We start from the raw sequence: 26,444 nt of genomic DNA on the forward strand, positions 1-26,444 counted from the left end.
TAAAAGAGCTATATCAACATAAAATTAATATACTAACATTTTATTCAAGCTCAACTTTAGTTGCTCCTGCTTCAATAAGTTTTTGCTTTATTTTTTCTGCTTCGTCTTTAGAAACATTAGCAGTCAAATCTTTGGGTAAAGACTCAACTAATTCTTTCGCTTCTTTTAAATTCAATGTAGAATTAACTTCTCTAATAGCTTTAATCACTCCTATTTTTTTGCTTGCATCAATCTCTTTGATTACAACTTTATATTCAGCTTTTTCTTGAGCAACAGGAGCATTAGCATTATCACTAATAGGCACCCCAGCACCAACAGCTCCACCAAGAAAAGAACCACTAGGCAACCCTATTTTTTCTTCTAGAACTTTTACAAGTTCAGAAGCTTCTAATAGATTTAAAGATAATATTTTATCAACCAAATCACTTGTTACATTATTCATACTGACCACCTTATTTAACAACAAATTTATTTTTTAGAACTATAGTAATCCAAAACTCTCATAAGCCTCATAGAAGATGAATTAATAGACAATGCTAACCGAGCAGGAATATCATAAGATATTAAACGCATAATTTTAACACGCAATTCATCCAGAGAGGGAAGCTTAGCCAATTTGTTAACATCTTCCACTGTTAACAATTCATTTATATGAGCCGCACAAATCACAGACATTTTTTCTTTGTTAGCATTAATAAAATCAACTATTAACTTTGCAGCTTCTACTATAGCACTAGAATATATAATAGCAACAGAACCAGAAAATTTACCTGATAAATAAGAAAATTTACCAGTCCTTTCCAAAGCCAAGCAAGCTAGAGTATTTTTAACTACTAACATCCCACCCATTACAGATTTTAGACTATTCCTAAGAATTAATGAATTGCTAACATTCATAGACTTGAAATTTACCAATATTAAGAAATCATTATTTACAAACACATTCATTATGTTTTGTATAAATTCATCCTTATCTTTACGCTTCACAATTTCGCTCCCTTAAATTATATCTTCTACTTTGTTTATTTTATGAGCTTTACCCATAGTTGAATTTAAAAAAACGCTTTTAAAGTAAACTCCTTTCACAGAAGCAGGTTTATTGTCTCTAATTACTTTAAGAAAGGCTTTTAAATTTTCCAGCAAATCATCAATATCAAATTTAATACTTCCTAATTTACCATGAATAACCCCATTTTTATCCGTCCTGAATTTTATTTGACCAGACTTAATGGTTTTAGTAGCTTCCGCAATGTTAGAAGTCACAGTACCAAATTTAGGGTTAGGCATCAGCCCTTTAGCACCCAATACTTTTGCAATAGGAGTGATTTTTGCCATGAAATCAGGAGTAGTGATGCACCAATCAACATTCAACTTTCTACCTTTTTTTATCTCTTCAATTAAATCTTCTCCTCCTGTAATATCAGCACCAGCTTTTTCAGCTTCTAATAAATGTTTATCTTGAGCAAAAACAGCTACTTTAATATTCTTCCCGATACCTTTAGGCAACACTACTGTACCACGCACCTGCTCTTCAGATTTACGTGAATCTACACCTAAATTGACTGCGATATCAACTGATTCATTAAATTTTGCTGAAGCAGACTCAACAATCTTCTCCAAACACCGCTTAGAATCATCATTATATGTACTCATTTACCTAACCTTCCACAACTTCTATACCCATAGATTTTGCAGTGCCTATAACCATCTTCACTGCTGAATCTTCATTATCCACTTTCATATCAACCATCTTACACTTTGCCACTTTAATGATAGCAGACATAGATAATTTAGCCACTAATTCTTTACCAGAATTACCAGAACCTTTACTTAATTTAGCTTCCTGCTTAAGCAAATAAGCCACAGGCGGACCGCTGACAGTAAAATCATGAGAGCGATCATCCTTTATGGAAATTCTCACTGTTACTAAATCACCTACTTTATAACTAGCGTTAGCAGCGCTAGTAGCTTTATTAAAAGCTTCACAAAATTTAGGAACAGGTATACCACGCGGGCCAAGTACTGAAGCAATTTTCGGTCCTGGAACTGCTTTTCCAGCTTCCATAAGCAAGTTAATCTTAGCAACTACATTACTCATAATTAATCCTCTATTTTCTCTACTTGAGCCAAATCAAGCTCTATTATTGTTGGCTTACCTAAGATTGATACTTCAATATTAATAATTTTTTTCTCATCATTTACCATATCTACCTTACCAGTAAAATTTTGAAAAAGACCATCATTAATTTTTACTTTTTCACCTTTCTCATAACCATAACTCAACTTTTTCGTTTCTTGAGCATTGTAAAGCGCACTACACATTGAGCGAATCTCATTATCCTCAATCACCTTTGGAACATTACCATTTTTCAAAAATCCATAAACCTTAAGAGATTTTGGTATATTATTAATAAAATTTAATACCTCATCGCATAAATTCATGTATAAAAAGACATAACCAGGAAAGGACTTCCTTCGTTTAGCATTTTTTTTAGATTTTAAATCCATCTCACTTAATTCTTCACAAGGAATAAAAACCCTATTAAAATAATTATTAATATTCAATCTCATAGAATTTTCTAATATATATTGGCGCACTTTCTCTTCATAATTAGAGGCAACTCTTAAAATGTACCACTTATATCTATTAAATTCCTTACGTTTTAAAATTACCTCATCATCTGAAATCATCTCAAAATGACCAGACTCATCACCACAAAACCCAGTCATTTGATTCAAAATATTTTTGCTTTCATCACACAGATGCATACATATATATACTTCACATAACTCTTTTATATCAGATTTTACATCACATACTGTCTGATAAGGAATAAACACCTCCTTAAAGTAAACAGTATTGGTTGCCAACTCGCATATATCCTTCTCATACCCGTAATCGACTTTAATGATATACCATTTATACTTATATTCCATAAATAATTCCAAATAAAGTCTTAATTACGTAAAGAGACATAAAATCTACGAAGCAAAAGAAAATCGAAAAGCATAATATAACAGTTATTACAATAAACAAAGATGACAATACCTGCTGTTTTTTTATCCAAGCAATTCTCCTTATTTCTTGCTTTATATCGCAAAAAAAAACATACAGGTTTTTTAACATTTCTACCATAATATTAATGCAGGAGCGATAGGAATTGAACCTACAACCTCTGGTTTTGGAGACCAGCGCTCTACCAATTGAGCTACACTCCTATAATTCAAAGTTTACTCTAAAATTTCCGAAACAACGCCAGAACCAACAGTTCTACCACCTTCTCTTATCGCAAAACGTAATCCTTTATCCATTGCTATTGGTACTTGCAACTCCACTTCTATACTTACATTGTCCCCTGGCATTACCATCTCCTTTCCATCTAGCAATTTTATGCTCCCAGTTACATCCGTTGTCCTTAAATAAAACTGTGGCTGATAATTTCCAAAAAATGGTGTATGCCTTCCTCCTTCTTCTTTCTTCAATATATACACCTCCGCATTAAATTTCTTATGCGGGGTTATTGTCCCTGGTTTTGCCAATACTTGCCCTCTCTCCACTTCTTCTCTCTTTGTTCCTCTTAGTAGTATTCCTACATTGAGTCCTGCACTTCCCTTATCTAGCAACTTCTTAAACATCTCAACACCAGTACATATCGTCTTTTGCGTCGCTTTCAGACCTATTATCTCTATCTCATCCCCTGTCTTTATCTCCCCCTTCTCTATTCTTCCTGTTACTACCGTCCCTCGGCCCGATATTGAAAATACATCTTCTATTGGCAACAAAAACGGCAAATCTATAGGCCTTGGAGGTACTGCCACATACTCATCTAACTTCTCCATCAATTTATCTATTGATTTCTTTCCATACTCACTACTATCATCCTCTAATGCTTTTAACGCAGACCCAACTATCATAGGCACTTCATCACCTGGAAATCCATACTTACTCAGCAACTCTCTCACTTCCATCTCTACCAAATCTATCATATCAGCATCAGCAACATCAGCTTTATTTATATATACCACGATATATCCAACACCCACCTGTTTTGCCAGCAATATATGCTCTCTCGTTTGTGGCATCGGCCCATCAACCCCTGACACTACCAATATCGCTGCATCCATCTGTGCTGCACCTACTATCATATTCTTTACATAATCAGCATGTCCAGGGCAATCAACGTGTGCATAGTGTCTCTTTTCTGTTTGATATTCAACATGCGCTGTTGCTATTGTTATACCTCTCTTTCTTTCTTCTGGCGCTTTATCTATTTGATCATATGCTACAAAATTACCATAATGCTTTGTTATCGCCGCTGTTAACGTTGTCTTCCCATGATCCACATGTCCTATCGTTCCCACGTTTACATGCGGCTTTCCAAATGCTTCTACTATCGCTGTCATAATTACTAACCTTTAATTATACTTTAACTTTAACTCATCAACCACATATTGTGGCACTTGTTCATAACAAGAAAAATGCATACTATACTGAGCTCTTCCCTGAGATATAGAACGCAAAACATTTATATAACCAAACATATTTGCAAGAGGAACCGAAGCAGTAATTATTTTGCTATTATTACCTAAATCCAGCATATCAACAACACTGCCTCTTCTACTATTTATATCACCCATAACATCACCCATATATTCTTCAGGAGTAATGATTTCCACTTTCATTATAGGTTCTAGCATTTTTGGACCAGCTTTATTTGCCATTTCCTTAAAAGCACCTTTAGCAGCAAGTTCAAAAGCCAAAGGACTAGAATCAACATCATGAAAAGCACCATCAAGAAGAGTAGCCTTAAAATCAATCAATGGAAAGCCAGAAATTATACCACCTTCTTTTATCAACTCTAAGCCATTTTGCACTCCAGGTATATACTCTTTTGGAATAGCACCGCCTACAATTTTACTTTCAAACTGAAAGCCAAAACCAGGCTCAAGAGGTTCGAATTTTATTTTAACTTTAGCAAACTGACCAGCACCACCTGATTGTTTTTTATGAGTGTAATCAATTTCAACAGATTTAGTGATAGTTTCACGATATGCAACTTGAGGCGCACCAACGTTAGCTTCAACATTAAACTCGCGCTTCATTCTATCAATAATAATCTCAAGATGCAGCTCACCCATACCTTTCAATATAGTCTGCCCACTCTCCGCATTTACTGACATCCTTAAAGAAGGATCTTCTGCAACCAATCTATTCAAAGCAACACCTAATTTTTCCTGATCTGAGGTGGTTTTCGGTTCTATAGCAATTTCAATAACAGGATCAGGAAATTCCATACGCTCTAATAGTATAGGAAAATCAGATGAACATAAAGTATCACCAGTAATTGTTTTCTTTAATCCAACTAAGGCAACTATATCACCAACTTTAGCTTCGTTTATATCTTCTCTGTTATTTGCATGCATAAGCAACATTCTACCAATTCCTTCAGTCTCATTCTTTCCAGCATTTAACACAGCAGATTTAGATTTTAACTTACCGGAATAAATACGAATAAACGTCAAGCTACCTACAAATTTATCCGTCATCACTTTAAACGCAAGAGCAACGAATTTCTCTTTTTCTGAAGGTTTGATCTCAATTTTCTTTTCTGAATCTTTAGGATCAGTTCCAATAATTACATCAACATCAATAGGAGAGGGTAAAAAATCAACCACACCATCTAAAAGTGATTGCACGCCTTTGTTTTTAAAAGCTGACCCACATAATACAGGGACAAATTTTCCTTTAATGGTCCCGCTTCTCACACACTTTTTCAACAAATCAATTGGCAGATCGTTAGATTCAAAGTAAGTATTTATCGCCTCATCATCCATTTCAGCTGCAGCATCTAATAAAAGATTTCGATACTCTTGAGCCTTATCAAGCAAATCAGAAGGAATATCTTCATAAGAAAATTTAGCGCCTAATGTTTCTTCTTGCCATATAATAGCTTTCATAGAAATAAGATCGATTATGCCTTTAAAATCTTTCTCACTTCCTATTGGCAACTGAATAACTAAAGGTGATGCGCCAAGCTTCGTTTTTATCATATCGATACATCGATAAAAATTTGCCCCTATTCTATCCATTTTATTAACAAAGCAGATACGAGGAACGGTATATTTATCAGCTTGACGCCAAACCGTTTCAGACTGAGGCTCAACTCCAGCAACTCCATCAAATACAGCAACTGCACCATCCAAAACCCTCAAAGATCTCTCAACCTCAATAGTGAAATCAACATGACCAGGAGTATCTATTATATTAATCCTATGATCATTCCAAAAACATGTTGTTGCAGCAGAGGTAATTGTAATGCCACGCTCCTTCTCTTGCTCCATCCAATCCATAGAAGCCGCACCATCGTGCACTTCACCAATCCTATTTTGTTTACCAGTATAAAATAAAATACGCTCTGTTGTGGTGGTCTTGCCAGCATCTATATGAGCCATTATTCCTATATTTCTATACCTAGATATTAAAACTTCCATACCACAATCAATCAGCTAATATTAAAAACGAAGATGAGAAAATGCCTTATTAGCTTCAGCCATTTTATACTTTTCTTCACACATCTTAAATGCACCACCACATTTATTATAAGCATCTAATATTTCAGACTGCAAACAATAAACAGTAGTTCTACCACTCTTTTTGCGAGCAGCAGAAGTTGCTCTAGCAATCCACCTTAATGCCAAAGAAATTGCTCTATCTTGACGAATTTCAACAGGGACTTGATAAGTTGCACCACCAATACGCCGAGAGCGTACTTCTATAGAAGGGGTAACATTTTCTACTGCTGTTTCAAAAATTGATAAGGCATCTTTGCCTATTTTCTTTTCAGCTAAGGACAAAGCACTATAAGCAATCTTTTCTGCAATAGACTTTTTACCACATTTCATAATTATATTAATAAAACGCATAAGCAAGACACTACCATAACGAGAGTCAGGGCTTGTTCTTTTTTTTGCTTTATTACGACGTGCCATAAATTTTTAACCAGATTTCTTTACACCATATTTCGAACGGGCTTTCTTTCGATTTTGCACACCACGTAGATCAAGAGCACCTCTTATTATGTGATAACGTACACCCGGCAAATCCTTAACTCGCCCACCACGTATTAAAACAACGGAATGCTCTTGTAAATTATGACCTTCGCCAGGTATATAAGCCGTCACTTCACCGTATCCACTAATCTTTACTCTAGCTACCTTACGTAGTGCTGAGTTAGGCTTTCTAGGAGTTGTAGTATATACCTTAGTGCAAACACCCCTTCTTTGAGGATTGCATTTTCCCAAAGCTGGCACCTTCTTCTTGCGAGTTAACCCTGATCTACCCTTACATATTAATTGATTTATCGTAGGCATATACTGTAAATTTAAAACTCTGAAAATAACTAAGTCTTAGTTATAAAATAATAAACCTCAATAGTCAATATAAAAATAAACATTACTACTCTAATAATCTCAGCCCAATTGCTTTGAAAGCTACTGATAATTATATGCTAAAGCGCATATTGGTTTTAATATTAAGAAATTATCACTTGCTGTGGTCGAATTAATATAGATATGGAACAAGTAATATACTGTGATGGCTATCAAAGAATATGCAGAAAATAATCCTTATAATAGAGCCAAGAGTTTCTAACATTAATGCAAAAATACTAACCGAATTACCAGTAAAGCCAGATGATTTTTACAATCCTACTCTTGACACTTAGATTTAATGCAGCTACCCTAAGTTCAAAATTCTATACTCAATTTTGCTGTTCTTGCATACAAGGAACACGTTTTTAGAATAATGAAAACAATCAGCGCTTTAATTAAAGAAGGGTCAAAGCTACTATCATCACATAGAATTGAATCACCACATTTGGATTGTGAAATCATCATGCAGTACGTACTTGGAGTAGAAAGATCATTCACAATCATGAATCACACCAATCAGGTACCAAGAAACAAAGAGCTTCTATTCTGGAAATTAACAAAAAAAAGAGCAGAAAGATATCCAATATCGCAAATAATAGGTAATCGTGAATTCTGGAGTAAAAATTTTATAGTTAACCAACATGTTCTAGATCCAAGACCAGATAGTGAGACAGTAATTTCAACAGTGTTAAAATATTACCAAAATAAGAAGCAAAAAATAAAAATTGCAGATTTTGGCACAGGCACAGGCTGTTTGTTGATCTCCATACTTAGTGAGTATGAATATGCTATTGGAGTTGGTTTTGAAAAAAGCCTGGAAGCATACAAAATTACCTGCCAGAACACAAAGAAACATAATCTTCTCAACAGAGCTAAAATATTTCCAAATTCGTGGACAGAATGTAGAGATTTATTTGATCTTATAATAAGCAATCCTCCATATATTAAAAGAAGTAAGTTAAAAAATCTGCAAGCTGAAGTGCAAAAAGAGCCAAGAATTGCTCTTGATGGTGGTATCGATGGATTGAGCTGTTACCTGAGTATTTTTCCAATATTGAAAAAGTGCCTTAAAAAAGATGGGTTTGCGATACTGGAAATAGGCGAAGATCAGAGCAATATTGACAAAATAATACCCTTATATGGACTGGCTTTTCAGGAATACGTATACGACTTGGCTGGAATGAAAAGATGCATTGTTGTAAAGCAAGATAAAGAACATGACTAGTAGAACGCTAGCTTTCTAAGAACCTGTTCATAATCTCAAGAAAGGCATAAAGTAAGAAATAGAGTGTATAAATTAGGATATATGAGGAGTGTATACCCAAGTGACATAAGTCGAGAGAAGTTTGAGATTATTTCACCAGATCTGGAGTCTTGTGGAAAAAACAAAACCAAGAAAACTTGATTTGTATGAATATATTTTGCGGAGTGTTGTACGCCCTAAAAAGTGGTTATCAGTGGAGGATGCTACCAAAAGAGTTTCCCAAAACAGCGCAATTGTTATGATTATTTCAAAAATGGAGTGAAAAAGTAAAAGGAAATAAAAAAAAGTATTTTGGAGTGCATGTTAAAAAAAATAGTTAGTGTGGTCCGACAAAACAATGTTTGGAAAGAAAAAATCAGCTTTTGCATAATTGACACTCAGAGTGTAAAGAACGCAGACACTGATGAAGAAAAAGGCTATGACGCTGGTAAAAAAATCTCAGGAATAAAACGCCATATCGCACGAGATATAGATGTTTGCTATTTATTCTTAAGCTTGGGAGTGTTAAATAGCATTTTACTTTTTTTAGTATGTAGAGATTTTCTAGGAATTATTCTATTGAATTCTATGATATTATTTTCTGTAGCATTGTTATACATACCATAAGAGTGAACTGACGAAATTTGTAAAGGAGTTTTATGGCTTAGCTACATGGTACTAACACTCAAGTAAATTTTCATCAATGACGCAATTTGCTATGTCTATATCTCACATAGCTTACAACTTGCTTTACTCCTTTTACTTTTCTTGCAATTGCTATTACAGCTTTTAATTCCGCCTTATTTTGAGCTATACCCATCAAATAAACGACTCTATCAACTGTATTAACGCTATAATTAATTGATTTAATATTTCTTTTTCCCAGAAGCCTCGTGCTTATCTCTGCTGTTATCATACCATCTACAGTAACATCTAGCATAGAAGTCATTTTAATTGGTGTGACTCTTATTTCATTTATCACTTCTTTAATCTCTTTTTGCTGCCAAGCTATTTTCTCTGCTGTGAGTTGCTTTTCATGATTATCAACATTTCCAATGAGTAATACTCTTCCTTCACTCACTTTAACTTTTATAGATGAGAACAGTCCGTGTTTTAAGAGTCCCTTATTGATTCTTATTACTATAGTTGTATCATCAATAATGTTTCCCAAGGATTTATCTTGCATTGTTATTGCTGTAGCCGCTGCAGTTGCTGTTACCACTATACCACTTACAAGAGTCGTACAGCCACTCTGTGTAATCAGAAAAATTGCGAGTAAGAAGCTTGCTATTAATCTCATTATTAATTTCCAGAGTTTAGAGCCTTAATTAAAGAATATTAATAAGCTTTTTTTATTGTGTAAATACTATAAATTGAATAAGCCTTGAATATTTCTAAGACAGTACTTATCTTAATAGTGTTAGTTAAAGTAATTTAGGCTTAGACTCATAGTGGAGTTAACCAGTATTATAAGTTCAGTCTGTGGTACTAAAATCTAATCTTTAAATTGCATAAGATGACAGAAGTGGTTATCTATAAGTTAATGAAGGGCTCTTGCGGATATGGCGAAATTGGTAGACGTGCCAGGTTTAGGTCCTGGTGAGCTTGCTCGTGGGGGTTCAAGTCCCTCTATCCGCACTTAAAGTCATGTAACTCAGGTTTTAAGAGAAAATTTATAATCACTAAGTACACTTTTGTTTGTATAAGAACCTGTTCTTAAGGATTGTATTTAACTTAAATTCTGGTAAAATGGCTTTATTAAAACATAAATAAAATATTGATAACAGGTTGTAATGTCTAGTAATATACCTCAAAATGCAGTCGAAGCAGATACATTAAGTAATATATATACCTATAAGGAACTTAGTATAGATAAACTAAAGTATGAGTATGAAATCACAGTTAGTAGTGATTATATAGAACAAAAGATAAACTCTAGATTACAAGAAATAGCGAAGAATGCAAAATTTCCTGGATTTAGATCAGGAAAGATGCCTTACGATCTTGTTATTACAAATTATAAAAACGAAGCTTTGGAATATGTGATAAACGATACGATTGACTATTGCTCAAGTGATTTAATGAAAAAAATCGAAGTTAAGTCTCACATCCATCCTAAGGTTGATATTATGTCATTACCAAACCTTGATAAAAAGGATAAAAAAGGTGACTTTCTGTACAAATTATCTTTTGAATCGATGCCAAAAGTGCCAGTAATAGATCTTGATAAAATAAATTTGAAGAAAGTTAAGGCAAAAATCAAAGAGGGAGACATAAAAGAATTTATTGATTCTATAAAAACAAAATTTCCTAACTTTGTCTCTGTTGATGATGCTTCTTATCAAGCAAAAAACGAGGATAAACTGATAATTGACTTTGAAGGGCGAATTAGAAATAAGCTCTTTCAAGGTGGAAGTGGCAAAAATTTTACTGTTAATTTAGGATCTGGAACATTTATAAATGGTTTTGAAGATCAATTAATTGGCATGAAAAAAGGGGAAACAAAAAGCTTTAAGTTGAGATTTCCTGAAGATTACCAGGTAATTTCCCTTGCGGGACAGGAGGCTGCTTTTTCTGTTCGAGTTAATGACATTCAGATTGCCAAAGATTTGCAAAGTGATAATGAAATAGCTAGGAGAATTGGTTTTGAAGATCATTCTTCGCTAATAGATCATGTAAAAGAAGTAATTGATAATCAGTGTAAAGAAATGGAAGATCTCTTAATTAAGAAAGAGCTATTTGATTGTTTGGATGCTAGTTATAGTTTTGATTTGCCTATAGAAGTAGTAAAACAGGAACAGCAGAGAGTGGAAAGAGAGTTGAATGCTAAAGATGATTCGTGTAAAGAAGCTGAAAGACGCGTAAAGCTTGCAATGCTATTCATGGAGTTCAGTAAAGAACATGAAATATCATTAACTCAAAGTGATATTATGAATGTTATTGTAAATCAATATGTCAGTAAAGATGTATCATTTGACAGGGTATTTAAACATTTTAAATCAGATGGACAATTTCAGGAATTAGTTAGAGGGCAAGCGCTTGAGTATAAAGTGACGGATTATATGATAGAAAAAGCTAGTAAAGAAGAACAGATTGTTTCTGTGAAAGAATTAAAGGAATTATTTGATAATATTTGATAGGAAAAGGTATGACTCTTATACCAATTGTAGTTGAACAAACTAGTCGCGGTGAGCGGGCTTATGACATATATTCAAGGCTAGTAAAAGAAAGAATAATTTTCGTAACTGGCCCTATTGAAGACAACATGGCCAGCGTAATAGTAGCACAGCTTTTATTTTTAGAATCGGAAAATCCCGATAAAGACATTTGTATGTATATTAACTCACCAGGTGGTGTTGTAACTGCTGGTTTGTCGATCTACGATACAATGCAGTATATAAATCCAGACGTTTCAACTTTGTGTATAGGTCAAGCTGCATCTATGGGTTCTTTGTTGCTTACAGCTGGTGCGGAGGGTAAACGTTACTCGCTACCTCATTCAAGAATTATGATACATCAGCCATCTGGTGGTTATCATGGGCAAGCAACTGATATAGAAATACATGCTAATGAAATTTTGCGAGTTAAGAAAAAATTAAATCAAATTTATGAAAAACATACTGGAAATTCACTAAAAAAAATTGAAGAAATGATGGAAAGAGATAAATTCATGGATCCTGAAGAAGCAATGAAAATTGGCTTAATTGACAGAGTAATAGCTGAGCGTAAAGATATGAAGATTGAAAATATTAAAGTTAAACAAAAGGTAGTTTAATGGATAACAATAATGATTTACACTACTGTTCTTTTTGTAACAAGGCACAAAACGAAGTAGATAAGTTGATTACTAACTCTTCAGATGGTTTAAAGGTGTTCATTTGTAATGAATGCATAGAGTTATCCCATAAAGCAATAAGTCAAAAGAAAGAGAGAGCTTTTAATTCAGATCATATATCTGATATGAAGCTATTACTAAAGAAACCTGAAGATATAAAAAATTTTCTTAGTAAGCATGTTGTAGGTCAGGAACATGCGCAACACGTTTTATCTGTGGCTATGTATAACCATTGTCAATCCATGGTGCAACTTCATTCTATAAGTGATATTGAAATTGAGAAGTCAAATATAATGCTTATTGGCCCTACTGGTTCTGGTAAGACTTTGCTAGCAAAAACACTTGCTAAAGTTTCAGATGTGCCATTTGCTATGGCCGATGCGACAACTTTGACTGAGGCAGGTTATGTAGGTGATGATGTAGAAAGCGTGTTGTCACGTCTATTACAAGCTGCAAATTATGATGTTGCAAAGGCACAGCATGGTATAGTGTTTATCGATGAAATAGACAAGATCACAAGAAAGTCTGAAAGCGCTTCAATAACCCGTGATGTTTCAGGTGAAGGGGTCCAACAAGCTCTACTAAAAATCATGGAAGGTACGGTTGCTTATGTTCCTCCACAAGGAGGGCGAAAACACCCGCAACAAGAGTTTATACAAGTAGACACTAGTAACATACTATTTATTTGTGGAGGAGCTTTTGAAGGCCTAAATAAAATTATTGAGGCAAGAAAAAAGGGAACATCAGTTGGCTTTGGAGCAGATATAAGTCAGTCTAAAGCACAAAAGAAAAAAAATGCTTTACGCGATGCTCAACCTGAGGACTTAATCAAATTCGGTTTGATACCCGAATTTGTAGGACGGGTTCCAATAACTGCTGTTCTAGATGAGCTGGATCACGAAGATTTAATACATGTGTTGACAGAGCCAAGAAATGCGCTAGTAAAACAATATAAAGCATTGCTTGCATTTAGTAAAGTAAACCTTGAGTTTTCAGATGAAGCAATATCAGCTATTGCTAAAAAAGCTATAAGCTATAAAACAGGTGCAAGGATGTTACGTGCTATCTTAGAGTCACTTTTGCTTGATGTTATGTATATATCCGGCAACGGAGGTTTTGAAGGTAGCACTATAACGGTTACTAAGAAAATGGTAGAATTAGGCAAAGTGACGATTAATCATAATAATAAGGGTAGTGTTATAACGGTTAATGATTAATTTGAGGCATATATTATGAGTATTGGACGTGCTGTAAACTTTAATTCTACTGTATTACCAGTATTACCTCTAAGAGATGTAGTAATTTTTCCAAATATAATGTTGCCTTTATTCGTAGGTAGAGAAAAATCTGTTCATGCACTAGAGTATGCAATAAGTAGCAGTAGTCACCAAAACGAGATTTTTCTCATAGCACAAAAAGATGGTTCTATTGATAATCCAGAGCCAGAGAATCTTTATGAAGTAGGTGTGTTAGCAAACATTATACAACCATTAATAAAACTGCCTGACAATGCAGTAAAAGTCATGATTCATGGGGTAAGAAGGGGAAGAGTTATAGAATATATTAGCTCTCACACTTTGTTAAAGGCCAGAGTAGCGTTAGATGGTCATTATGAGTATGGAGAAAATGAAGATAATATTGATTTAGAAGCTTTAAGGCGTTCTGTTATAGATGCATTTGACAATTGGTGTAAACTAAGCAAGAAAAGTCGGCCCGAGATTATTATTGACCCCATTGATCAAGTTAAAGAGGTTAATCAAATTGTAGATATGATAGCTTCGTACTTAAATATAAAGGTATCAGACAAGCAAAACATACTTGAAGTTTATAACCCAAAAGAGCGTTTAAAAAAAGTTTTTGCTCTTATTGAGAGAGAAATAAGTATTTTGAGTGCACAAAACCGCTTGTATAAGACAATTAAATCACAGGTTGAAAGTACTCAAAAAGTTTACTACCTTAATGAGCAATTAAAAGCTATACAGAAAGAATTAGGTGAGTTTGAAAATGGAGATGAAGGGAATATACTCAATGAATTTGAAAAAAAGATAAATGAAACAAAGCTTTCTGAGGAAGCAAAAGAGAAAGCCATAACTGACTTAAAGAGATATAAGAAAATGAATCCCATTTCTCCTGAAGCAACAGTTATATCTAGTTACTTGCATTGGTTGCTTGATTTGCCATGGGGAAAGTACAAAGATGCAAAAATTAACTTAAATGCGGCTAAAAAAATCTTAGATGAAAATCATTATGGCATAGAGAAAGTAAAAGATAGAATAATAGAATTTTTAGCAGTATTAAAGAGAGTAAAAGAGATAAAGGGTCCTATACTTTGCTTAGTTGGACCACCTGGTGTTGGTAAAACTTCTTTAGCTAAGTCTATGGCAAAAGCAGTAGGAAGAGATTTTGTTCGCATATCTCTTGGTGGTATACGTGATGAGTCTGAAATACGAGGACACAGGAAAACTTATATTGGCTCAATGCCTGGTAAAATCATTCAACACATGAAAAAAGCTAATTCATGCAACCCACTTTTCCTGCTTGATGAAATAGATAAGATGGGTTCTGATTCGCGTGGTGATCCTGCATCTGCATTACTTGAGGTTTTGGATACTGAGCACAATAAACATTTTACAGATCATTACTTGGAAGTTGAGTTTGATCTTTCAAGTGTAATGTTTGTAGCCACAGCAAATAGCTTAAATTTACCGCATCCTTTGCGTGATAGGATGGAAATTATACAATTATCTGGGTATACCGAAGACGAGAAGATCAGTATTGCTACACATCACCTTATTCCAAAATTAAAAAAAGAGCATGGTTTGCATCAGAAGGAGTGGGAAATAACCAATGAAGCATTATACGAGTTGATACGTTTATATACACGTGAAAGCGGCGTGCGAAGCATGGAAAGGGAACTTGCAAAACTCATGAGAAAAGCAGTTAAAGCAATATTAACTGATAAAAATAAGAAAATATCCGTAGAGATTGGTAATTTACAAGATTATCTAGGGGTACGTAAGTATACCTTTGGCATTGCAGAAAATGAGAGTTTGGTAGGGATAGTAACTGGTCTTGCCTATACTGAAACAGGTGGTGATATTTTGATGATAGAGTCAGTCCTAATTCCTGGTAAGGGGGAGATAAAATATACAGGAAAGCTTGGAGAAGTTATGCAAGAGTCTATAAAAGCTGCGTATAGTTATGTGCGATCAAATTGTTTATTTTTCGGTATAAAGCCCGAAAAATTCCAAAATAATGATATACATTTGCATGTACCTGAAGGTGCTGTGCCAAAAGATGGTCCCTCTGCTGGCAGTGCAGTATGTACGTCTATTGTTTCTCTCATGACAAATATATCAGTTAACAAAAGTGTTGCTATGACAGGCGAAGTAACATTGCGCGGTAGAGTTTTGGCTATCGGGGGCTTGAGAGAAAAATTGCTTGCTGCGCTAAGAGGATCAATCAAAACTGTGATTATACCAAGTGAAAATGAGAAAGATATGCAGGAGATTCCCGCAAATATTAAAGAAGGGGTCAACGTAATTTTTGCTAAGAATATTGATGAAGTTATAAAAATTGCTTTAACTCGCCCTATTACTTCAATTGATGGTGATAATCAAAATAGTCTACCTTCCTCCATAGAAAATAAAGATAGTACCTTCTCTGCGTTAGAAACATTAAAGCACTAAATTGAAAAGGTTTATGCAATTTGCGTTTCTTTTTTTTTAACCTCAAAGCTCTGATTTGAATATATAAATTACAAGTAACATATATGGCAATTTCATAAGTTCATTTTTCAAGCATATATTGCAATATCTCACTAGCAATTGCAACATCTTGGCGTGGAGTTTTGCCATGTTCTATAAACACTGAGATTGCATAGCGCGGATCATGGTAGGGGCCATAAGCGATAAACAATTTATGACTTTCACCTTTAGAGTTTATCTCTGGTGTACCGGTTTTGCCAGCAATTTGTATACTGCCTAGTCCTTTTCTATAGTTAGAATTCACCACGTCAAACATAGCTTTTCGAACCACACTAAGATGCTCATGATTCACATCAATATCAAGAAAGTCTTGCCCTGGTTTACTCATCTCAATGTGGGGAATTACCTCCTTTCCTGTTGCAACCCTCGCTGCAAGAACCGCAAGCTGTAATGGCGTTGTAAGTAAATACCCTTGTCCTATAACTAAGTTAATGGTATCACCTAAATACCACTCTGAATATAGCTTGCGTGCACGCCAATCCACATCAGGCAACAATCCCGGGGCTTCTTCCTTAAACATTCCAATTAATGGTCCACTTCCTATACCAAATTTGCTAGCCATTTCTAGTAGAGAATCTACATTTATTTTTTTTCCTATATTATAAAAGTAAGTGTTGCATGAGAAGGCCATTGCCTCGTTTAAAGATACATATCCATGGACTTTGCTTTTTAGGCAACGAAATTTTCGTTCACCTATTTTCATATATCCCCTACACGAGAACTTTTCTTCTGGTGTTATTATTCCATCTTTTAAACCCGCAAGCGCATCTATTATTTTAAATATTGAACCAGGTGGAATTTGATATGATAATGCACGGTTTACAAGCGGTAATGAAGAATTGTTTAAATTTTTCCAAGTTTCATTTGATAATCTGCTAGTGAAAAGATTATTATCGTAAGAAGGTGAATTATATAATGCTAAAATTTCTCCGTTATTTACATCAATTACCACTGTGGAACCTTGGTGGTCTTTAAATATCTCTGCAATTTTCTTCTGTAAATCAACATCAATTGTCAGCTGTATATCTTGTCCGTCTTGCTGCGGTATGCTAGATAACTCTCTCATGATACGCTTCTTAGAATTTATTTCCTGCTCAGATTTTCCGGTCTTGCCTTTTAATACATGATCATATGTATATTCAATTCCACTAACCCCTGCTTCATTTATGTCTTGCTGTCTTTTTGTATATCCGATTATATGAGAACATATCGAACCAAACGGGTAATAACGTTTATAAAGAGCAGTTACTTTTGTATCTGATGATTTTGTTGCATCAGGTTTAATTTCTGATAACATCTGCAAATCAACTTCCCTAGTAAAGGTTTTTTGCCCATCAAACAAAACAATATACGAAATTTTGTTTACTGCAAGTTCAACGCTATTCCTATCCAAAATCCTGCCTCGTTTAGGCACAATAGTAACAACTTTTATCCTATTATTATTGGATAGCACTTCATATTTTTGTCTATCTCGTACTTGTAAAGTATACAACCTACAACTAAAAATAGCAGAAATAGTAAGCTGAATACCACCTAATATGAATAACCTACGGTTGAAGACCTTGTTTTTTGTCCACATAGAATTCCTTTAGAACGCACTCATCCTCCTTTTATTGGCACATTTCTAGCTTTCACTACATCACAAACCCTTTCTTCCCACTCACTTAAGGTAACAAGTTTGTAACCCGATTTTTTTAGTATTTCAATAATCTGAGGTAAAGCTTCAACTGTATTTGATTTGTTATCGTGATCATGGAACAATATAATCGCTCCATTATGTACATTGCTTAAAACTCTTTCAACCAGAATTTCTGATTTATCGCCTTGCCAGTCCAGAGAATCAACTGTCCATAATATGGAATACATATTTAATCGATTAGTATTTTTGATCAAATTATCGTTATGACATCCATATGGTGGACGAAACCATTTTACATTCTGTTCTGTTGCATTTTTAATTGCCACATTTGTCTTTTCCAGTTCTTGCAATTGCTCCTCACTTGAAAGTGATGTCAACTTCCTATGCGACCAAGAATGATTACCTAATTCATGACCTGCTTTATGGATTTTGTTTACTATTTCAGATGTTTTTTTATTTATACGCTCACCAAGCACAAAAAATGTCGCTTTTGTTTCATTGCTCTCCAGAATATTAATAATATCTCCTGCTCTATTATAAGACGGTCCATCATCAAACGTAAGTGCAACGAACTTATCTTTGTTATTCAATAATTTCTTTATATTACTTAAATTTCTATATGATAGATCCAAATCACAACTGAGCCCACGATATGGTAAGTTAAAGTTACAATCACTACAGAAAACTGCGCTTGAATATAGCAAAAGAAAAGCGATTATTCTTATAAACATATATAATCAGCAAAGTGATAGAGTACTACACTTTTTTGCTAAATTAAACCACTTTTAGCAGCTACTGTTTACTTCGTTACTTTGTCAATATATTATATTAATAACTTTATATAATATAGTATGATTGCAAATATAAATACCGTTGCTCTTCAGGGAACCAGCACAGTAAATATTAATGCACAAATTCACATGGCAAATGGTATTCCAGCTTTTAATATTGTTGGACTGCCGGATAAAACTGTTGCAGAATCCAGAGAGCGTATCAGAGCAGCGTTAAATTCAATCAATCTTCTGTTACCTCCAAAAAGGATTACGGTTAATCTTTCCCCTGCGGATTTGCTTAAAGAAGGTAGTCATTATGACTTAGCTATTGCTGTTGGATTACTTGTTGTAATGAATGTGATACCAGTTGAAAAAGTTCAGTCTTATATAATTATGGGCGAGCTTGCACTAGACAGCAGAGTCATACCAATCTCAGGAGTACTTCCAACAGCAATCAATGCAAAACAGTCAAATAAAGGAGTAATTTGCCCAAGGGGAAATGGAATAGAAGCTTCATGGGTAAAGAATGTTTCTATTCTAGCTATAGAGAAATTAACCGATATTATCAGACATTTTAAGGGTGAGCAGTTAATTCAGCCGGTAACTTTTAACTATAGCGCTGCACCCAAAGAAAAAAATTCAGTTCCAGATATAAAGGATATTAAAGGTCAAGTTGTTGCAAAAAGAGCAGCTGAAATTGCAGCAGCAGGTGGACACAATATGCTTCTTGTTGGACCTCCTGGTACTGGAAAATCAATGCTTGCTAAGCGATTTATAGGGCTATTACCTGATTTGACTGAGCAGGAGATGATTGATGTTAATATTATCTCTAGCATAACAAAAGCCGGTAACGAAACATTTAAAGTAACTCGTCCCTTTCGTGAACCTCATCATTCATGCTCCATGCCAGCGATGATAGGAGGAGGAAAAAATGCAAAGCCTGGGGAAATCACCATGGCTCACAATGGTGTGTTATTTCTTGATGAGCTACCTGAATTTCCAAGGCTTGTACTTGATTCTCTACGTCAACCACTTGAAGATAGAAAAGTAACTATCGCAAGGGCAAATGCTCACATTACTTATCCAGCTAATTTTCAACTTATAGCTGCAATGAATCCCTGCAGGTGCGGTTATTTAGGTGATGTAAGCAGATCGTGCAATAAAGCTCCAAAATGCGGCACAGATTATAGAAATAAAATATCAGGACCTTTGCTTGATAGAATAGACATATGCATTGAAATGCCAAATGTTAGCATACTTTCTCCTGAAATCTCTGTGGAGGGAGAAAGTACCGAGGCTATAAGAGGAAGGGTGATAGCAGCGAGGAAAATTCAAACTGAGCGTTATAGTAAATTTAATATTCGTTGCAATGCAGAAGTCAGTGGTGAAGCATTAAATAAATTCACTGAACCAGATCAGGAAGGGTTAGAATTGCTAAAATACGTACTGAAAGAAAATTACATTTCCAATCGAGGCTATACACGTGTATTAAGAGTCGCAAGAACCATTGCAGATCTTGCGAAAAGTGAGGAAATAAAAAGAGCACACATCTCAGAAGCGCTGAATTACAGAATAAGAATGTATAAATAAATTAATTTACTTGACGGGCAGCTTTTTTTTGCCATATACTACCATTAGTGAAATTTTAATATTTTAGGAGTAGAGTTATGAAATGGACAAAATATAAATATCAGAGTGGGAATAGCTTTCCTCATGCTATTGCACAAGGATACGAAAAAGCTGAAAAATACTGGGGAATTCCAGGTGCTGCTAATGGAGCTGGTCAGTACGCTATGCATAATAAAGGGAGAACAGGTGCAATTGCTCTTGTTACACTTTCAGTGGTGGCGCTTACGGCTGCTTATCTCTTAAGTCCAGCTTATGCAACCTTTGTTGGTACAGTTGGAACAAAAGCTGCAACACTTGTTAGTCCTGCTATTACTGCAATGTCTGCATTTGCAGTTGCTCATCCACTCATTGCTAGTTTGGTAGTTCTTGCTGCAGTAGCAGCTTTAATAACTGCACCTGTGCTTGCATATAAAAACAGTGGTAAATCAGAGGAAATTAAAGCCCTCAATGGCGACATCGACAAAATAGCAGCAAAAGTAAACAAAGAGAATACACAACCAGAGACTAAGATTAATGAACTTAAACAAATGACTTGCTTGGTGAAGCGCCTCTCTGTATAAATTATGCTTTCAACAAAAAGGACAGGCTTCTGTCCTTTTTTACTTACAAGTACTTTCTGTTTTTTTGCATCTTAAATAGTGTTGTTTGAAGGTCTGCAATTATTATACCTACTGATTAACAATGTTAAGAATAAGTAAATCTTGTTTACTGTTTGCGTATGTCAAAATGAAAAATGTTTGCATATTGTTAAAAAAGCAGTAACTTGTTATCAAGTGAATTCACTAATATTTGAGTAAAATTTAAATGTCAATTGACCTTAGTTTACCAGAATTACCCATATTGCACCCAAGGATTACCGTTGTGGGAGTGGGTGGTGCTGGTGGAAATGCTGTGAACAACATGATTCAATCCAATTTACAAGGAGTAAATTTTGTTGTAGCAAATACCGATGCTCAAGCGTTAGAGAAGTCATTATGTGATAAAAAAATTCAACTTGGTATTAACTTAACTAAGGGCCTTGGTGCTGGTGCTTTGCCTGATGTTGGTAAAGGTGCAGCAGAAGAATCAATTGATGAAATTATGGAGCATATAAAAGATAGCCATATGCTCTTTATCACAGCAGGGATGGGTGGTGGTACTGGAACAGGTGCTGCACCGGTAATTGCAAAAGCAGCCAGAGAAGCAAGAGCGGTAGTTAAAGATAAAGGAGCAAAAGAAAAAAAGATACTGACTGTTGGAGTTGTAACTAAGCCGTTCGGTTTTGAAGGTGTGCGACGTATGCGCATTGCAGAGCTTGGACTTGAAGAGTTGCAAAAATACGTAGATACACTTATTGTCATTCCCAATCAAAATTTATTTAGAATTGCTAACGAGAAAACTACATTTGCTGACGCATTTCAACTCGCCGATAATGTTCTACATATTGGCATAAGAGGAGTAACTGATTTGATGATCATGCCAGGACTGATTAATCTTGATTTTGCTGATATAGAAACAGTAATGAGTGAGATGGGTAAAGCAATGATTGGTACTGGAGAGGCAGAAGGAGAAGATAGGGCAATTAGTGCTGCAGAGGCTGCGATATCTAATCCATTGCTTGACAATGTATCAATGAAAGGTGCACAAGGAATATTGATTAATATTACTGGTGGTGGAGATATGACTCTATTTGAAGTTGATTCTGCAGCAAATAGAGTGCGTGAAGAAGTGGATGAAAATGCAAATATAATATTTGGTGCTACTTTTGATCAGGCGATGGAAGGAAGAGTTAGAGTTTCTGTTCTTGCAACTGGCATTGATAGCTGTAACGACAATTCATCTGTTAATCAAAACAAGATCCCAGCAGAGGAAAAAAATTTTAAATGGCCTTATAATCAAATTCCAATATCAGAAACAAAAGAATATGCTTCAACTGAGCAAACAAATGAAAGAGTTAAGTGGGGCAGCAATGTTTATGATATACCAGCTTATTTAAGAAGAAAAAAATAATGCAATTTTGGCTACTAAAGTCAGAACCAAGTGAATACTCGTGGCAAAAAATGGGAAAGGAGCAGGTGACGCAGTGGAATGGTGTATGCAATTATCAAGCTCAAAATTACATGAGAGCTATGAAATTAGGCGATCTTGCATTTTTTTATCATACAGGTAAAGAGAGAGTTATACTTGGAATAGTTGAAGTATTAAAGGAGTATTATCATGTTTATAATTCCAAATTTGGACTAGTGAATGTAAAATTTTTGAAACCTTTAAGTAACCAAGTGACGTTAAACAGTATAAAACAAAACCCACTTTTGAAAAATATGGTTATATTAAAACAATCACGTTTATCAGTTTCTCCAGTTTTAGAGACTGAGTGGAATGAAATAATAAGGATGAGCGAATGTTAGAAGTGAGCATTCTTGATAAGAGGTGGCATAGTATTACGAAGGACCCACAGAGTTTTGTATTAAATATTATTAATGCTTCTCTAAAAGAATTAAAAATAGATCATTATAAACCAAATATATCAATAGCTCTCGCTGATGATAACTTGCTACATCAACTTAATCTTAAGTTTAGAGAAATAGATAAGCCAACTAATGTACTATCATTTCCATGCGAACAGTTATCTAGTGAATGTGATCTAGGAGACATAGCAATTGCAGTAGATACAATAGAAAGAGAGTCTCATGAGTACTGTATATCTATCCTCACTCACACTGCACACATGTTAGTTCATGGATTGCTGCATTTACTTGGCTATGATCATCAAAAAGAAGATGAAGAAATTATAATGAAAAGTTTAGAGAGCAAGATTTTAGCTTTGCTTGAATTTGAAAAGGAAAAGTATGGTAGATAATACCAAAATATGTTATTTACAAAAAAGGGGTTTTAGCTGTAAAAGGTAAGCAATATGGTTCAGTTTTCTTTACCAAAAAATTCTAAAGTTAATAAAAAGGGCAAGGTTTATCCTACTCCTACTGGAGCAAAAAATATTAGAAGATTTCAAATTTATCGTTGGTCTGCTGATGATGATAAAAATCCAAGAATAGACACATTTTTTATCGATATGGATAATTGTGGCCCTATGGTACTTGATGCATTAATAAAAATAAAGGATGAAATAGATTCAACCTTAACTTTTAGACGCTCTTGCAGAGAAGGAATATGCGGATCTTGTGCAATGAATATTGATGGTACCAACACTCTTGCATGCACTAAATCTATACATGATATAAAAGGTGAAGTAAAAATATATCCACTACCTCATATGTATATAGTAAAGGATCTAGTTCCAGATCTAAGCCAATTTTATGAGCAATACAAATCGATTAAACCTTGGTTACAAACAGATAAATCTGCCTTACAAAATAAAGAATACTTTCAATCTCCTGAAGATAGAAAAAAATTGGATGGTCTGTCTGATTGTATACTATGTGCTTGCTGTTCGACTGGTTGCCCAAGCTATTGGTGGAATGGTGATAAATTTTTAGGGCCAGCGGTATTACTGCAAGCTTATAGATGGATTGCTGACAGTCGTGATAATAAGAAAGAAGAAAGACTTGCTTCTTTAAACGACCCATTTAAGTTGTATCGTTGTCATACAATAATGAATTGTACAAAAACCTGCCCGAAAGGGCTTAACCCAGCAAAAGCGATAGCGAAAGTAAAACAGCTTATGGTAGAGAGAGAAGGAATTTGAGTGTTATTTCTGGCACTCTTCGTAAGAAAATAGTAGACCCTCTGAAGCATAGGGTATTGTTAATACTCTAAACGTTCTTCCATTCATGAAATGTATTGTTTCACCATATGATTCCAGTAATCTTTTAAACAACTCATGTCTTTGATTATTAATAGTTTGAAAATCCTTTTTTCCTAAAAGCTTTTTAGATTCAAATAGGTGAAGCATAATCTCGTGATAAGTTGGATAAGACTCCAAAAATTTTGGATCAAACTGAAAAGTTTTTATAAAAGCATTATTATAAAATTTTAGCTTTTGATTCTTACTATATATCGCTACAGCAATCGATAGCTTCTCAAGCAAACTTTCTTGTGCAGCTAAACAATTGCTTAGCTCAGTATGTAATTTTTTTTCATCACTAATATCTTTTCCATACATTACTATGCTATTAGAATTTTGCACTGGAACTTCAACAAAATTAAAAACCTTAGGTTCGTTCTTGTAAGTTATTACACACTCTCCTGGTTTTACGTTATAGGAGCCACTCGCAACAGTAAATTTTTTAGAGCTGCCTATATATTTATCATAAAATAAGTTATAAAACCTTACTTTTTTATTCTTATTGTGCTTCAGTATTGGAAATGGTAAAGAGTCAAAAATTTTTTTATAGTTCTCCAATTCTCGCATAAGCTTACTATTTTCTAACTCAAGTTCATTAGCTTTTATCTTATAATCGGAGATATTTCTTATCCACAACAACACACCAATCACATTATTAGAATAATCTATTATGCTTTTACCATAACATGTGCAATAAACCTCACTGTCTTTTGACTTTAAATCTAGAGTAAAAGATTTATTTATTTCCTTTGCCTCAGCAAAACTTTTAATTAAGCTTTCTGATTGCTCAAAAAAATTTACAAACTCATTAAATGAATAAAAAACAGTATTAAGCAAAATTAGTAAATTGGGAGAAAATTTTTCTATACGTTTTTTTGCGTCCCAAATATAAAATCCATCATTTACAGTATCTATTAAATTATTTATGATAACATTTTGATGTTGTAAGTCCTTAATTTTATTACTAATTTTTAATTTAGAATATGAGAAAAAGAAGAATACTAGAATTAGTAGTAAAACTATTTCATACAAAAAAAACATAGTATTCTAAAACAAATATAAAAATTTATAACCTCTCAGCAAAGAGATTGTACTGAAGAGGTATATAAGTGAAGATTGCCCAATACCCTAAAGCCTAATCTCTTATAAAGGTTTACAGAAGGTTTCATGCAATGTGCTACTATGTATTTGCATTCAAATTGCCTAGCTATCTTTATTCTTTCTAGAACCATTTGAGTTCCTATTCCACGACCCCTGTAAATTGGTAAAACTCCATCGCTATAAAAACCAGCTATGCTGTCTTGAATATAAAGACCGCATGTTCCAACAATTTCGTTATTTAGCATTACAAGAAAAAATCTTAACCTTGAGCTCTTATCATCATAATTCGATAATTGGCGAAAAAATGTGCTAACAATACTAATTCTGTGATAAAAAATTTTAGAAGTGTGTAAATCTAATTGCTCTAAGAGCTCACTACTATTTACAACATTGAACTTCAAATTTGGAACAGCATCATCAGGCAAAAAATAATCTTTTATATTGAGTAAAACTTTTTTTGGTGTGCTAACGTGTTTTATTTCGCATTTTTCTAAAATACCCCCTATTTTTATACGTGGACTTATTATCCATGTTGCTTCTATATTTCGTGCTTTGAGATAATCTAGAGTTCTGCATATGGAAAGCTCAGTACATTGATCTTCACAAAACACAAAATTAAATAACGATTCTCTGGTACCATTTACTGTAAATATAACATTATCAAATTCGTCATGTATTTCCCACTTGGACAAATTCGTTGCATAAAGTATATAATCCTTTAGGTTCTGAATAATTAAGCTTGAATAACAAATTTTTTTATTCTGCATAAACCAACAATAAACAATAAAAGGCTCCTATAAAAACAAAGGCTAAAATTGCAGCTACAACATCATCTAGCATAATACCTAAAGGACCTTTTGTATTTTTATCAATCAAATTTATAGGCCACACTTTTATTATATCAAAAAACCTAAAGGAGAAAAAGCACACCAACAATACAGAGCTATTCATTTCTTGTTCTAATAATATTGAAACTAGAAGTACTGTCAGCAACTGACCAACTACTTCATCAATTACTACCTCTTTTGGATCATGCGGAGCTTTGTAATGTTGTATATAATTGCCTGTAGACCATAATCCAACTAAGAATAAAAAAAAAATAATTGCTGTACCTAAAATTCTGTCATTGAGTAATATAGGAACAATTGGGTAAGCAGCCAAGCTGCCTATAGTACCTGGCATGTGTTTTACCGTGCCAGATAGCCACCATGTTGATATTAATTTATATAAAAATTTCACAATATA

Annotated in this window: 27 protein-coding genes, 2 tRNA genes and 1 pseudogene; 13 read left to right on the plus strand and 17 right to left on the minus strand. The window is 34.2% G+C overall.

Going from position 1 to position 26,444, the window contains the following annotated elements; all coding sequences use genetic code 11:
* Window positions 1-40 precede the first annotated feature (40 nt).
* The 11 genes from rplL to rpsL all read right to left on the minus strand — a co-directional run bounded on the left by rplL (window position 41) and on the right by rpsL (window position 7,371).
* Window positions 41-442, minus strand: coding sequence for a 50S ribosomal protein L7/L12 (rplL, locus tag ABWU65_RS02980; protein WP_007301986.1), 402 nt, complete (start codon window positions 440-442; stop codon window positions 41-43).
* A gap of 26 nt (window positions 443-468) precedes the next feature.
* Window positions 469-987, minus strand: coding sequence for a 50S ribosomal protein L10 (gene rplJ, locus ABWU65_RS02985; protein ID WP_007301987.1), 519 nt, complete (start codon window positions 985-987; stop codon window positions 469-471).
* 12 nt (window positions 988-999) lie between these two features.
* Complete coding sequence (gene rplA / locus ABWU65_RS02990; protein ID WP_019236646.1) at window positions 1,000-1,653, minus strand: 50S ribosomal protein L1; 654 nt, start codon at window positions 1,651-1,653, stop codon at window positions 1,000-1,002.
* 4 nt (window positions 1,654-1,657) lie between these two features.
* A complete protein-coding gene (locus ABWU65_RS02995; RefSeq protein ID WP_010406829.1) occupies window positions 1,658-2,098 on the minus strand; it encodes a 50S ribosomal protein L11 in 441 nt (146 codons plus the stop codon).
* Window positions 2,099-2,100: 2 nt separating this feature from the next.
* Window positions 2,101-2,937 (minus strand): transcription termination/antitermination protein NusG, encoded by an 837-nt coding sequence (nusG, locus tag ABWU65_RS03000; protein ID WP_010406831.1) that lies wholly within the window; start codon window positions 2,935-2,937, stop codon window positions 2,101-2,103.
* Window positions 2,927-3,136, minus strand: coding sequence for a preprotein translocase subunit SecE (gene secE, locus ABWU65_RS03005; protein ID WP_012481857.1), 210 nt, complete (start codon window positions 3,134-3,136; stop codon window positions 2,927-2,929). Before secE ends, nusG begins: the two co-directional genes overlap by 11 nt.
* A 10-nt stretch (window positions 3,137-3,146) precedes the next feature.
* A tRNA-Trp gene (locus ABWU65_RS03010) sits at window positions 3,147-3,219 on the minus strand.
* A 12-nt stretch (window positions 3,220-3,231) separates the two neighbouring features.
* Window positions 3,232-4,404, minus strand: coding sequence for an elongation factor Tu (gene tuf / locus ABWU65_RS03015; protein WP_007301992.1), 1,173 nt, complete (start codon window positions 4,402-4,404; stop codon window positions 3,232-3,234).
* A gap of 12 nt (window positions 4,405-4,416) precedes the next feature.
* The gene (fusA, locus tag ABWU65_RS03020; protein WP_006014698.1) at window positions 4,417-6,492 is read right to left on the minus strand and encodes an elongation factor G; all 2,076 of its coding nucleotides are present in this window, start codon (window positions 6,490-6,492) and stop codon (window positions 4,417-4,419) included.
* Window positions 6,493-6,513: 21 nt separating this feature from the next.
* A complete protein-coding gene (gene rpsG / locus ABWU65_RS03025) occupies window positions 6,514-6,990 on the minus strand; it encodes a 30S ribosomal protein S7 (RefSeq protein WP_006014699.1) in 477 nt (158 codons plus the stop codon).
* 6 nt (window positions 6,991-6,996) lie between these two features.
* The gene (gene rpsL / locus ABWU65_RS03030) at window positions 6,997-7,371 is read right to left on the minus strand and encodes a 30S ribosomal protein S12 (protein ID WP_010406837.1); all 375 of its coding nucleotides are present in this window, start codon (window positions 7,369-7,371) and stop codon (window positions 6,997-6,999) included.
* Between the two features lie 433 nt (window positions 7,372-7,804).
* On the opposite strand from rpsL, the gene prmC reads away from it, so the two are divergent.
* Together prmC and ABWU65_RS03040 are read left to right on the plus strand one after the other, a co-directional pair.
* Window positions 7,805-8,656 carry a peptide chain release factor N(5)-glutamine methyltransferase gene (prmC, locus tag ABWU65_RS03035; RefSeq protein WP_019236648.1) on the plus strand — a complete coding sequence of 284 codons (852 nt, stop codon included), beginning with the start codon at window positions 7,805-7,807 and terminating at the stop codon, window positions 8,654-8,656.
* Between the two features lie 81 nt (window positions 8,657-8,737).
* Window positions 8,738-9,163 (plus strand): annotated as a pseudogene (locus ABWU65_RS03040) (transposase); the annotation flags it as partial.
* 211 nt (window positions 9,164-9,374) lie between these two features.
* Here ABWU65_RS03040 and ABWU65_RS03045 read toward each other — a convergent pair.
* The gene (locus ABWU65_RS03045; RefSeq protein ID WP_019236651.1) at window positions 9,375-9,974 is read right to left on the minus strand and encodes a BON domain-containing protein; all 600 of its coding nucleotides are present in this window, start codon (window positions 9,972-9,974) and stop codon (window positions 9,375-9,377) included.
* 256 nt (window positions 9,975-10,230) lie between these two features.
* Between ABWU65_RS03045 and ABWU65_RS03050 the strand changes: the two genes are divergently transcribed.
* The 5 genes from ABWU65_RS03050 (at window position 10,231) to lon (ending at window position 16,198) form a co-directional block, all read left to right on the plus strand.
* Window positions 10,231-10,312: transfer RNA gene (locus tag ABWU65_RS03050), tRNA-Leu, on the plus strand.
* 155 nt (window positions 10,313-10,467) lie between these two features.
* On the plus strand, window positions 10,468-11,811 hold the full coding sequence (gene tig / locus ABWU65_RS03055; RefSeq protein ID WP_353280285.1) for a trigger factor: 1,344 nt from the start codon (window positions 10,468-10,470) through the stop codon (window positions 11,809-11,811).
* Between the two features lie 11 nt (window positions 11,812-11,822).
* The gene (gene clpP, locus ABWU65_RS03060) at window positions 11,823-12,449 is read left to right on the plus strand and encodes an ATP-dependent Clp endopeptidase proteolytic subunit ClpP (protein ID WP_353280286.1); all 627 of its coding nucleotides are present in this window, start codon (window positions 11,823-11,825) and stop codon (window positions 12,447-12,449) included.
* Window positions 12,449-13,726 (plus strand): ATP-dependent Clp protease ATP-binding subunit ClpX, encoded by a 1,278-nt coding sequence (clpX, locus tag ABWU65_RS03065; RefSeq protein WP_353280287.1) that lies wholly within the window; start codon window positions 12,449-12,451, stop codon window positions 13,724-13,726. The genes clpP and clpX overlap by 1 nt, the downstream gene beginning before the upstream one ends.
* A gap of 15 nt (window positions 13,727-13,741) precedes the next feature.
* Window positions 13,742-16,198: an endopeptidase La gene (lon, locus tag ABWU65_RS03070; RefSeq protein WP_353280288.1), complete on the plus strand. Its 2,457-nt coding sequence runs from the start codon at window positions 13,742-13,744 to the stop codon at window positions 16,196-16,198.
* 100 nt (window positions 16,199-16,298) lie between these two features.
* Here lon and ABWU65_RS03075 read toward each other — a convergent pair whose 3' ends face one another.
* Entirely contained in the window at window positions 16,299-17,855 is a 1,557-nt protein-coding gene (locus ABWU65_RS03075) for a penicillin-binding transpeptidase domain-containing protein (protein WP_353280289.1), read from the minus strand.
* Between the two features lie 20 nt (window positions 17,856-17,875).
* A complete protein-coding gene (locus tag ABWU65_RS03080) occupies window positions 17,876-18,646 on the minus strand; it encodes a polysaccharide deacetylase family protein (protein WP_353280290.1) in 771 nt (256 codons plus the stop codon).
* Window positions 18,647-18,766: 120 nt separating this feature from the next.
* Between ABWU65_RS03080 and ABWU65_RS03085 the strand changes: the two genes are divergently transcribed.
* The 6 genes from ABWU65_RS03085 (at window position 18,767) to ABWU65_RS03110 (ending at window position 23,999) form a co-directional block, all read left to right on the plus strand.
* The gene (locus ABWU65_RS03085; RefSeq protein ID WP_353280291.1) at window positions 18,767-20,278 is read left to right on the plus strand and encodes a YifB family Mg chelatase-like AAA ATPase; all 1,512 of its coding nucleotides are present in this window, start codon (window positions 18,767-18,769) and stop codon (window positions 20,276-20,278) included.
* Window positions 20,279-20,355: 77 nt separating this feature from the next.
* Window positions 20,356-20,877, plus strand: a complete 522-nt coding sequence (locus tag ABWU65_RS03090) for a hypothetical protein (protein ID WP_353280292.1) — start codon at window positions 20,356-20,358, stop codon at window positions 20,875-20,877.
* Between the two features lie 244 nt (window positions 20,878-21,121).
* Window positions 21,122-22,306, plus strand: coding sequence for a cell division protein FtsZ (ftsZ, locus tag ABWU65_RS03095; RefSeq protein WP_214303261.1), 1,185 nt, complete (start codon window positions 21,122-21,124; stop codon window positions 22,304-22,306).
* Entirely contained in the window at window positions 22,306-22,704 is a 399-nt protein-coding gene (locus tag ABWU65_RS03100; protein ID WP_019236656.1) for an EVE domain-containing protein, read from the plus strand. The genes ftsZ and ABWU65_RS03100 overlap by 1 nt, the downstream gene beginning before the upstream one ends.
* Window positions 22,698-23,156 (plus strand): rRNA maturation RNase YbeY, encoded by a 459-nt coding sequence (ybeY, locus tag ABWU65_RS03105; protein WP_007302008.1) that lies wholly within the window; start codon window positions 22,698-22,700, stop codon window positions 23,154-23,156. The genes ABWU65_RS03100 and ybeY overlap by 7 nt, the downstream gene beginning before the upstream one ends.
* Window positions 23,157-23,210: 54 nt before the next feature.
* Window positions 23,211-23,999 (plus strand): succinate dehydrogenase iron-sulfur subunit, encoded by a 789-nt coding sequence (locus ABWU65_RS03110; RefSeq protein ID WP_019236657.1) that lies wholly within the window; start codon window positions 23,211-23,213, stop codon window positions 23,997-23,999.
* Window positions 24,000-24,002: 3 nt separating this feature from the next.
* Here the strand turns inward: ABWU65_RS03110 and ABWU65_RS03115 are convergent, their stop codons facing one another.
* The 3 genes from ABWU65_RS03115 to ABWU65_RS03125 are packed head-to-tail and all read right to left on the minus strand — an operon-like array spanning window position 24,003 to window position 26,438.
* Window positions 24,003-25,139 (minus strand): hypothetical protein, encoded by a 1,137-nt coding sequence (locus ABWU65_RS03115; protein ID WP_019236658.1) that lies wholly within the window; start codon window positions 25,137-25,139, stop codon window positions 24,003-24,005.
* Window positions 25,140-25,174: 35 nt separating this feature from the next.
* A complete protein-coding gene (locus ABWU65_RS03120) occupies window positions 25,175-25,966 on the minus strand; it encodes a GNAT family N-acetyltransferase (protein ID WP_064085647.1) in 792 nt (263 codons plus the stop codon).
* Window positions 25,956-26,438, minus strand: a complete 483-nt coding sequence (locus ABWU65_RS03125; protein WP_029237689.1) for a phosphatidylglycerophosphatase A — start codon at window positions 26,436-26,438, stop codon at window positions 25,956-25,958. The genes ABWU65_RS03120 and ABWU65_RS03125 overlap by 11 nt, the downstream gene beginning before the upstream one ends.
* Window positions 26,439-26,444: the final 6 nt, after the last annotated feature.

This window comes from Wolbachia endosymbiont (group B) of Silvanus unidentatus, assembly GCF_964028615.1.
In the GTDB taxonomy this organism is placed as follows: Bacteria; Pseudomonadota; Alphaproteobacteria; order Rickettsiales; family Anaplasmataceae; genus Wolbachia.

Excerpts from the sequence above, each read along its gene's own strand:
- ABWU65_RS03045 (WP_019236651.1), bottom strand. The coding sequence starts at position 9,974 with ATGAGATTAATAGCAAGCTTCTTACTCGCAATTTTTCTGATTACACAG.
- rpsG (WP_006014699.1), bottom strand. The coding sequence starts at position 6,990 with ATGGCACGTCGTAATAAAGCAAAAAAAAGAACAAGCCCTGACTCTCGT.
- ABWU65_RS03120 (WP_064085647.1), bottom strand. The coding sequence starts at position 25,966 with ATGCAGAATAAAAAAATTTGTTATTCAAGCTTAATTATTCAGAACCTA.
- clpP (WP_353280286.1), top strand. The coding sequence starts at position 11,823 with ATGACTCTTATACCAATTGTAGTTGAACAAACTAGTCGCGGTGAGCGG.
- ABWU65_RS03075 (WP_353280289.1), bottom strand. The coding sequence starts at position 17,855 with ATGTGGACAAAAAACAAGGTCTTCAACCGTAGGTTATTCATATTAGGT.
- ABWU65_RS03090 (WP_353280292.1), top strand. The coding sequence starts at position 20,356 with ATGAAATGGACAAAATATAAATATCAGAGTGGGAATAGCTTTCCTCAT.
- ybeY (WP_007302008.1), top strand. The coding sequence starts at position 22,698 with ATGTTAGAAGTGAGCATTCTTGATAAGAGGTGGCATAGTATTACGAAG.
- ABWU65_RS03115 (WP_019236658.1), bottom strand. The coding sequence starts at position 25,139 with ATGTTTTTTTTGTATGAAATAGTTTTACTACTAATTCTAGTATTCTTC.
- ABWU65_RS02995 (WP_010406829.1), bottom strand. The coding sequence starts at position 2,098 with ATGAGTAATGTAGTTGCTAAGATTAACTTGCTTATGGAAGCTGGAAAA.
- lon (WP_353280288.1), top strand. The coding sequence starts at position 13,742 with ATGAGTATTGGACGTGCTGTAAACTTTAATTCTACTGTATTACCAGTA.
- ABWU65_RS03080 (WP_353280290.1), bottom strand. The coding sequence starts at position 18,646 with ATGTTTATAAGAATAATCGCTTTTCTTTTGCTATATTCAAGCGCAGTT.
- ABWU65_RS03110 (WP_019236657.1), top strand. The coding sequence starts at position 23,211 with ATGGTTCAGTTTTCTTTACCAAAAAATTCTAAAGTTAATAAAAAGGGC.
- rplA (WP_019236646.1), bottom strand. The coding sequence starts at position 1,653 with ATGAGTACATATAATGATGATTCTAAGCGGTGTTTGGAGAAGATTGTT.
- fusA (WP_006014698.1), bottom strand. The coding sequence starts at position 6,492 with ATGGAAGTTTTAATATCTAGGTATAGAAATATAGGAATAATGGCTCAT.
- ftsZ (WP_214303261.1), top strand. The coding sequence starts at position 21,122 with ATGTCAATTGACCTTAGTTTACCAGAATTACCCATATTGCACCCAAGG.
- rplL (WP_007301986.1), bottom strand. The coding sequence starts at position 442 with ATGAATAATGTAACAAGTGATTTGGTTGATAAAATATTATCTTTAAAT.
- tuf (WP_007301992.1), bottom strand. The coding sequence starts at position 4,404 with ATGACAGCGATAGTAGAAGCATTTGGAAAGCCGCATGTAAACGTGGGA.
- prmC (WP_019236648.1), top strand. The coding sequence starts at position 7,805 with ATGAAAACAATCAGCGCTTTAATTAAAGAAGGGTCAAAGCTACTATCA.
- clpX (WP_353280287.1), top strand. The coding sequence starts at position 12,449 with ATGGATAACAATAATGATTTACACTACTGTTCTTTTTGTAACAAGGCA.
- secE (WP_012481857.1), bottom strand. The coding sequence starts at position 3,136 with ATGGTAGAAATGTTAAAAAACCTGTATGTTTTTTTTTGCGATATAAAG.
- ABWU65_RS03085 (WP_353280291.1), top strand. The coding sequence starts at position 18,767 with ATGATTGCAAATATAAATACCGTTGCTCTTCAGGGAACCAGCACAGTA.
- nusG (WP_010406831.1), bottom strand. The coding sequence starts at position 2,937 with ATGGAATATAAGTATAAATGGTATATCATTAAAGTCGATTACGGGTAT.
- ABWU65_RS03100 (WP_019236656.1), top strand. The coding sequence starts at position 22,306 with ATGCAATTTTGGCTACTAAAGTCAGAACCAAGTGAATACTCGTGGCAA.
- rpsL (WP_010406837.1), bottom strand. The coding sequence starts at position 7,371 with ATGCCTACGATAAATCAATTAATATGTAAGGGTAGATCAGGGTTAACT.
- tig (WP_353280285.1), top strand. The coding sequence starts at position 10,468 with ATGTCTAGTAATATACCTCAAAATGCAGTCGAAGCAGATACATTAAGT.